Source organism: Streptomyces sp. NPDC058964 (assembly GCF_042741275.1).
Classification (GTDB): Bacteria; Actinomycetota; Actinomycetes; order Streptomycetales; family Streptomycetaceae; genus Streptomyces.
Window position 1 is genome coordinate 6,937 of the sequence record NZ_JBHYKH010000226.1, and the last position, 6,950, is coordinate 13,886.

General features: G+C 68.3%; 6 protein-coding genes and 3 pseudogenes. 2 read left to right on the plus strand and 7 right to left on the minus strand.

The window, feature by feature from the left end:
• Nucleotides 1-150: 150 nt before the first annotated feature.
• The 5 genes and pseudogenes from ACFW2E_RS25540 to ACFW2E_RS25560 all read right to left on the minus strand — a co-directional run bounded on the left by ACFW2E_RS25540 (nucleotide 151) and on the right by ACFW2E_RS25560 (nucleotide 4,798).
• Nucleotides 151-1,293, minus strand: coding sequence for a hypothetical protein (locus ACFW2E_RS25540; RefSeq protein WP_384469405.1), 1,143 nt, complete (start codon nucleotides 1,291-1,293; stop codon nucleotides 151-153).
• On the minus strand, nucleotides 1,290-1,865 hold the full coding sequence (locus ACFW2E_RS25545; RefSeq protein WP_384469406.1) for an RNA polymerase sigma factor: 576 nt from the start codon (nucleotides 1,863-1,865) through the stop codon (nucleotides 1,290-1,292). The genes ACFW2E_RS25540 and ACFW2E_RS25545 overlap by 4 nt, the downstream gene beginning before the upstream one ends.
• Nucleotides 1,862-2,107: a hypothetical protein gene (locus ACFW2E_RS25550; RefSeq protein ID WP_384469407.1), complete on the minus strand. Its 246-nt coding sequence runs from the start codon at nucleotides 2,105-2,107 to the stop codon at nucleotides 1,862-1,864. The genes ACFW2E_RS25545 and ACFW2E_RS25550 overlap by 4 nt, the downstream gene beginning before the upstream one ends.
• 565 nt (nucleotides 2,108-2,672) lie before the next feature.
• Nucleotides 2,673-2,807, minus strand: coding sequence for a hypothetical protein (locus ACFW2E_RS25555; protein WP_384469410.1), 135 nt, complete (start codon nucleotides 2,805-2,807; stop codon nucleotides 2,673-2,675).
• 388 nt (nucleotides 2,808-3,195) lie between these two features.
• Nucleotides 3,196-4,798 (minus strand): annotated as a pseudogene (locus ACFW2E_RS25560) (IS4 family transposase).
• Between the two features lie 73 nt (nucleotides 4,799-4,871).
• Here ACFW2E_RS25560 and ACFW2E_RS25565 point away from each other — a divergent pair.
• Nucleotides 4,872-5,555 (plus strand): annotated as a pseudogene (locus ACFW2E_RS25565) (IS5 family transposase); the annotation flags it as partial.
• Nucleotides 5,556-5,574: 19 nt separating this feature from the next.
• On the opposite strand, the pseudogene ACFW2E_RS25570 reads toward ACFW2E_RS25565, so the two are convergent.
• Nucleotides 5,575-6,084, minus strand: a pseudogene (locus ACFW2E_RS25570) (hypothetical protein).
• 232 nt (nucleotides 6,085-6,316) lie between these two features.
• Between ACFW2E_RS25570 and ACFW2E_RS25575 the strand changes: the two are divergent.
• A complete protein-coding gene (locus tag ACFW2E_RS25575; RefSeq protein ID WP_384469408.1) occupies nucleotides 6,317-6,790 on the plus strand; it encodes a hypothetical protein in 474 nt (157 codons plus the stop codon).
• Here the strand turns inward: ACFW2E_RS25575 and ACFW2E_RS25580 are convergent.
• The coding region (locus ACFW2E_RS25580) for a transposase (RefSeq protein WP_384469409.1) at nucleotides 6,738-6,950 on the minus strand (213 nt) is incomplete at its 5' end. The two genes, ACFW2E_RS25575 and ACFW2E_RS25580, sit on opposite strands and share 53 nt — an antisense overlap.

Here is a 6,950-nt window from a genome sequence, read left to right on the forward strand (position 1 = left end):
GCGCCTCTGGTCTCTGTCCGCGCGGGGGGGGGTGGGGGGGGGTGGGGCGGGGGGGCGGCCGCCCGCCCCCCGCTCAGCTGGTTGCGCGTCGGCCGGGGCCTCCGCGCCGTGCCGCCGTCAGTGCGGCGGCGCTGTCAGGTGGGGAACCAGTCAACGGTCGGCGTGGTCGCGGATGGTTGCGGTGCCGGACCGGACGATCCAGGTCCCGCTGCCGGGTGGGGTCTCGTCCGAGCGGGTCTTGAGGTCTTCGACATCCACGGCCGGCGGCCACCGTGTGGCGTGCTGCGACCAGCGGACCCTGCTGAGGTCGATATCGGTCAGGTTAACGTCGCTCAGGTCGGCGGTAGTGAAGTCGTCCAGGAGTGTGTGAAGCGCGTCCTTGTCGAGTGCGGGCGGCTCCCGGCGGAGCGCCAGGCCGATGACTCGGCAGACCTCGTTGGTGCGGATTTCGACGATGAGATTGAGGGCGTGGTCGAGGTCGAGGTCGTATCCGAGGTTGAGGTCGAGGTCGTGGTCAAGGTTGAGGGCACGGTTGAGATCGAGGGCGCGGGCATAGTCGAGTGCGAGGCCGAGGTCGTTGTCGAGGGCGAGGTCACGGGATAGGTCGAGCGCGCGGCTGAGGGTGCGGACCAGGCCATGGGATTGGTCGAGCGCGCGGTCGAGCGCGCGATCGCGGGCGCTGGTCCGGTCGAGCGCGCGGTCAAGGTCACGGGTGAGGCTGCGGGCGAGGTCGCGGGCGCGGTTGCGGTCGTGGTCGTGGTCGAGGTCGCGAGCGAGGTCCTGGTCGAGGTCGAGGGAGAGGGCGCGGTCGAGGCCACGGGCAAGGTCAAGGGAGAGGGAGAGGGCCAGGTCACGGGTGCGGTTACGGGCGTGCCCGGGGGCGCGGTCCCGTCCGCGGGCGAGGTCGCGGGCCAGATCTCGGGCGAGATCGCGGGCGCGGTCAATGTCGCGGTTGAGGGCGTGACTGGCCGTTGTGACGTCGGGGTGGTTGCGCAGGTTCATGCGCTCGGCGGGGCTGGCTGTGGTGAGGAGATTCTCCGTGCTGGCATGGTCGTGAGCTGTGTCGTGGGTGTCGGGCGTGCTGGCAGGTGGGGTGGGGAGGATGGCGGCGAGGCCTGCTTCGGTGTCGAGGACGGAGTCGAGATTGTCCACGGCGGTGTCGTGGCGGGAGTGCAGGAGGATTTCCCGCAAGCCTGCTTCGACATCGAGGTGGTCGTGCAGGGTGTGCTGGTGGTGAACGAGCCAGGAGTTGACGGCCTCGTCGTGGGGGTCGTGTGCGGGGTGGTCGGTCACTGCTCCTCCTCCCGTGCCTTGAGGTAGGCGGCTGCGGAGCGGCGGGCCTTTTTCAGGTTGGCCCGTACGGTCTCGGCGCTCAGGGCGAGGTGCTCGGCGATGTCGGTGGGGGTGAAGCCGGCCAGGGTCCAGGCCATGACCTGGCGCTGTCGGTGTGGGAGGCTGTGCAGCAGGGGTAGTGCGTCGTGCTGGATCTCCCATTCCGCGATGGCATCCGGCCGGGGCACCAGCGACGTGGGTTCGGGTACGTCCTCTACGAGGTCTTCGAGGGAAGCAATCTTGCGGACGAGAGCGCGGGAGGCCGCTGTGTGCACCCAGGCCTTGGGGTGGTCGATGCCGTCCCAATTCCGATAGGCGTCGGTCATGCTCTCCTGGGCGATGTCTGCGGCGACGTGCACGCTGGCACTGTGGTTGACCAGGAAGCCCACCAAGGGGTGGATGTTCGCGCGGTAGAAGGCGGAGAACTCGTCGTCTGCCTGTAGCTGGGCGCGACGGCGTTGGCCGGGCGGGCCGGGGGGTGCGGGTGCGGGTGCCGTCCGGTCGGTGCCGTCGGCCGGGTCGTGGTTGCTCACGCTGCCTGGTCCTCCCCGTGAACCGGAGTGCGGGTGATCTTCACGTGCAGCCGGTGACCCTCGCCGTCCTGGGCGTCCAGCTCCACCTGGCCGCCTGGAATCACCGTGTCGGTGACCCCGCGAAGATACCGGTGCCGTTCCTGTTCACGGCGCGCCCGCCAGCTCAGACGGAGCCAGAGGCCGAGCAGTGTGAAGACCTTCGCGATGACGATCGAAATGATGAAGGCCGTGGTCGAGTCCATGGGGGATCCCCCTCCTCATGCGGGCGCGGCCGCGGTGTCGGTCATGAGCTGAGGGGCTGGGGAAGCCTTGATCGTGAACTTTTGGCGCGAGCCATTTTCCCCAGCGCTCTCACCTTGCCGAATGGTGGAGAATCGTGCGTGGTTGGGGAGCCACCGCCACAAGGAAGTACCGCAACTGCGTGGTTTCGGGGGGCGTTGACGGCCGTAGGCTGCCAGCTCGGACCACAGCCGTTCCTGGCGCCACTTCGGTCGACTGCTGAGGCGCGCAGGTTCGCTGAGCGCACGCAGTCTCACAAGCTCAAGCGCACGCCATTCACTATGCAGTGACTGCCAGTCAGCACGTCTGCTTCTCTAGACCGGTTCCTGGTGCGCATCTGTGCCTCGGTGTCACTGGAGTCTTCGCTGTGTGGCATCGCTGTACGGTGAGGTGGTGTCACCTCGATGCACAGATCACGGTACCGCTCTGTGAAGTTTCGCAGTGATTTGTTGCGGATTCCCGGCAAGCTACTGCCAGGGCTGGCTACTGGGGTGCTGTGCAGCTTCGCTGGTCGGCGGGTGTGCGTTGTCAGCGGAGGTAGTCTTCGGCGATGCGCTGCCGGGCATGGTCGCGCTGGGCGTTGAAGACATGTTCGAGAACTGGGTTGGTGTCCTGAGCCTCGTCGAGGAAGACGAAGTCCGCTTCGATCTTGGGCTCGGTCACTGACCGTTCTCTATCCGTCCGTGTGGTCGGAGGGGTTCGAACAAGGGCCTGGTTCGGGTGAGTCGTCCGGTGCGGGTGCATGAAAGAAGGGCCTCTTGGTAGCTCGCGGTTGTCGAGTCCAGCGAGAAGCAAGAGGCCCTGGTGTCGAAGTGTCGCGTGGTCGCGGTTGCCGGGTCCAGTCCGGCCATTCGTGGGTGTGACTGTCTCGCCCATAGGTTCGGGAACGCGGGTGGCCGGCCGGAGCGCCGGCCTCGGTACGGCTCGGACATGAGCGATGCCGAGTGGGCGTCGGTGCGGGATCTACTGCCGGTGCCGGGGTGGCTGGCGGGCCGGGGCGGCCGTCCGGAGGGTTACTGTCACCGGCAGATGATCGACCAATGCCACGAAGTTAAGGCCCTGTTGGCGGTGTCAAGGCATCAGGGAGAGTGATCTTGTAGGTGCTTGGCGCGGTGCGGATGAGCCGGCCGTTGCGGGCCCAGTAGCAGAGTTGCGCGGTGAGACTGCTGAGGGGGCGCCCCGAGGTGGGGAGCCCGAGATGCCGTGCGATGTCCCGGGTGTGCATGGCCTGGTTGGAGTTCGCGGCCAAGAGCTGGCAGACCTGGCCCCAACGGCCGGAGAGGGCCCGGCTCGGGTCCTGCGTGCTGGGCAGGGCTGGTGGGTGCACGGTGATCTCGATGGCGGTGATCGGGGTGCTGTCGCGTGGACGGCCGTCGCGGTTCCAGATGTTGTAGCGGAGGGTCCGCACTTGACGATGCGGGCGGACAGTCGCATCCGGCGCCCGGGGAGCAGCGCGTGCAGAACGCGGGCGCCGATGTGCCCCACCAGGTCGGAACGGCTGCTCGGCCCTGAGGGCGCGGTCGTTCCGGCCAGGCTGACCACCGTGTCACGGGCGGTTCCAGAGCGACGGTGAAGCCGGCCCGGTCGGGATCGCAGCCGGGCAGTGTCTCCACCGCGGTCACCATGACCGAGCGCAGGGCCTGGTAGAGGGTGAGCAGTGCCCACATCTCCTGCTTGAGGCCCACTGGGTCCTTCGAACGGAGAACTCGCCCTTTGAGCAGGGTGTGACGGAGCGCCAGGTAGGTGATCTCGATCTCCCAACGCTCGTGGTAAAGACGCACCAGGTGGTCGGCCGGATCGGTGCGGTGGTCGCTGAGCGTGGTCAGCAGGCGGTAGGTCCCGCCGAAGTCGCCGCCGTCGGCGGTGCGGGAGTGGATCTCGGCCTCGATCACCCGCAACGGGAGGCCCCCGATCCGGGTCAGGTAGGAGCCGTCGGGCAGCAGCGCCAGCACCGGCGGTCGTCGGGTGCTGGTAGCGCGTATCAGGAACTGAGCCCCTTGAGCTGCGATGTCTGCGAGCAGGTCGTTGCTGTCGAAGGCGCGGTCCGCCAGGAGGAGCATGTCCGGGGTCAGGTGGCCGACCAGGTCGTGGGCGTAGTCCGTCTCGCCCTTGGAGGCGGGGCCGAAGACCGCTGCGATCAGGGCGCGGGTGCCTGTTTCGCACAGCGTCATGAGCATCAGCCGGGGGTAGCCGGTCGGGCCGTAGCGGCGTTCGGTTCGGCCGAGCCAGGACCGGTTGCGCTCGTGGTCGGGGACGGACAGGCTCCCGCAACCGTCGAAGGCCACCGTGCGCCAGCGTCGGTAGCGCACTCCGGGCGTGGACGGCTGGGCCAGCGGGCCGGCCAGCACGTCGAACAGCCGCTTGAGCGGGGCCACCCCGACCCGCCGACGCAGATCGCGAAGTGCCTTCTCCGAGGGCTGCGGCACCCTGGCGGCCAGTCCGGCCCCGAGTTTGCCCCACACCAGTCCGGTGCCCAGATGCTCGAACAGCCCAAGTGCGAGCACGAAGTACACCCCGACGCGAGAGGGGAGGCTCCGAACTCGTCGCTCGCGAGCCCCGCTCTCATCCAGTACCGCATCCACCAACTCGTGTGGGATGACCTGCGTTAACTCACCAATATGACGAGGCGCGAACACGTCATCGGTTCCGCCCATGACAGACTTGGCCACCGGGCCTCTGCTTTCTCAGGAAGATCTTGGTCGATCCCCTGGATAGCAGAGGCCGCTTCTGTCTCCCGCCACGCTTGACACCGCCAACAGGGCCTTAACTTCGTGGCATTGGATGATCGACGCGGTGCGCTACCTTGTCGACAACGGCATCAAGTGGTGGGCGATGCCGTCGGACTTCCCGCCCTGGCCCCGCGTGTATGCCTTCTTCGCCTGCTGGCGAGATGCGGGGCTGGTGGCCGAGCTGCACGACCGGCTGCGCGAGGCCGTCCGCCTGTCTGAGGGCCGCAGCCCGGAGCCAAGCGCGGTGGTCGTGGACTCACAGTCGGTGAAGGCGGACGCCACGGTCACGCTCGTTTCACGGGGATACGACGCCGGGAAGAAGATCAACGGGCGCAAGCGCCACCTGCTCACTGACACCCTCGGGCTCCTGCTGGCCGTGCTGGTCACGCCGGCCTCCACGACCGACCGGGACGCGGCCCGCACCCTGCTGCCCGCAGCAAAGAGTCACTTCCGGCGGCTGGGGTGCATCTGGGCCGACGGCGGTTGTACCGGCCACCTTACCGACTGGATCACCCAGCGCCTCGGAGTCGTCCTCGACATCGTCCGCCGCAGCGATCATGCCAGCGGCTTTGAGGTCCTGCCCCGCCGCTGGGTCGTGGAGAGATCCTTCGCCTGGCTCCTGCGCAGCCGGCGTCTGGTCCGTGACTACGAACGCCGCACCGACACCAGCGAGACCGTCATCCTGTGGTCGATGACCATGCTCATGAGCCGCCGCCTGGCCGCCCAGCACCAGCGTCCTGCTCCGGCACGGGCGGGCATGAACCTGCCCGGCTTCTCCTCCACCAGCCAGCCCCGCTCCACCAGTCGTTTCAGCCGGGCCCTCGCTCCCTCGACACGGGAGGCCAAGACGCTGTCCCAGCCCAGCACCACCGCTGCCCGCCGGGCACCCAGCCCATCGACTCCCGCCTCCAGGACGGCGGCCATCAACGCCTGGTAGCCCACCGACAGCACCGCGGTTCCCCGGCCGCGTCCTGGCGGTGAGGCACCGCCCGGAGCGACCCCACCGGCTTCCTCTGCGACACCCCGCCGTCCACTACGGCGGGCGCATCCTCCTCGGCCAGCGCCTCCAGATACTGCTCCAAGCCGATCACCCGGCGCCTGAGCACCTCTTCGGCGTCCGCCACAGCCGCCCGCACCCCCTCCAGCTCGGCTTCGAGTTCCTCCACCCGCACCGCCGCGGCCTTCTGCCGCGCTTCCAGCACCGCCCGCATCGATGGCATCTGCCACCCCCACACCATCTCGGTCAGCAACGGACCGAGACTCCCGCGACAACTGGGCACTCATGCCTGACCAGCAGAAACCACACACGAGGTTCGGAAAGAGAACGACCTCTGAGTGGCGTTTGGAAGCCGTATCTCAACCGAACGTGATCTATTGATTTCCGCTGGTCAGGCATGGTTTCGCTCGGGGTGAGGGAGGCATGCGGCGTCTTGTGTCCGCTTCATGATCGAGGGGTGCGCGGTGGCGTCGGTGCTGGGGATGCTGGAGGAGCGGGAGGCCGCTGCCGGCGTGCGGGTGGAGGGTCTGCGGGAGGAAGCCTCGCGATTGGCTGAGGTGTTGGAGGCCGCGGAGATTGAGTTGGACCGACGAGTGATCGCGCGGGAGGAACTGGTCAAGCCCTGGCCGTGTCCGTCGCCGAGGCCCTGGCGGGACGGGCTGCCGGTTACGGTGCTGACAGCGGACTACCAGCGGATTCTGAGCATGCTGGAGGAGCGGCGGTCGGCGGGCAAGGGACCGGCGAAGGCCAAGGAGATCGCGGTGGGGCTGGGCCTGGGGACGACACCGGCGAAGGCCGAGGGGGTGCGCTCGAAGGCCAGGCGCCTGGCAGAGCGCGGGTGGCTCCTGCAGGAGACGTCGGGGATGTTCAGCGCCGGCCAGCGGCCCGTGGCCGCGCCAGACGCCGGCCCATCCTCGTGACCATCGACCACCGGATCATCGCCTCGCTGGAAGCGGGCAGAGTCTCGTAATCACGGGCCAGACGACGGGAGTTCATCAACCACGCGAACGTGCGCTCTGCCACCCAGCGTCTGGGGAGCACCACGAACCCTGTCATGTCGGCGGGGCGCGTGAGGTTCTC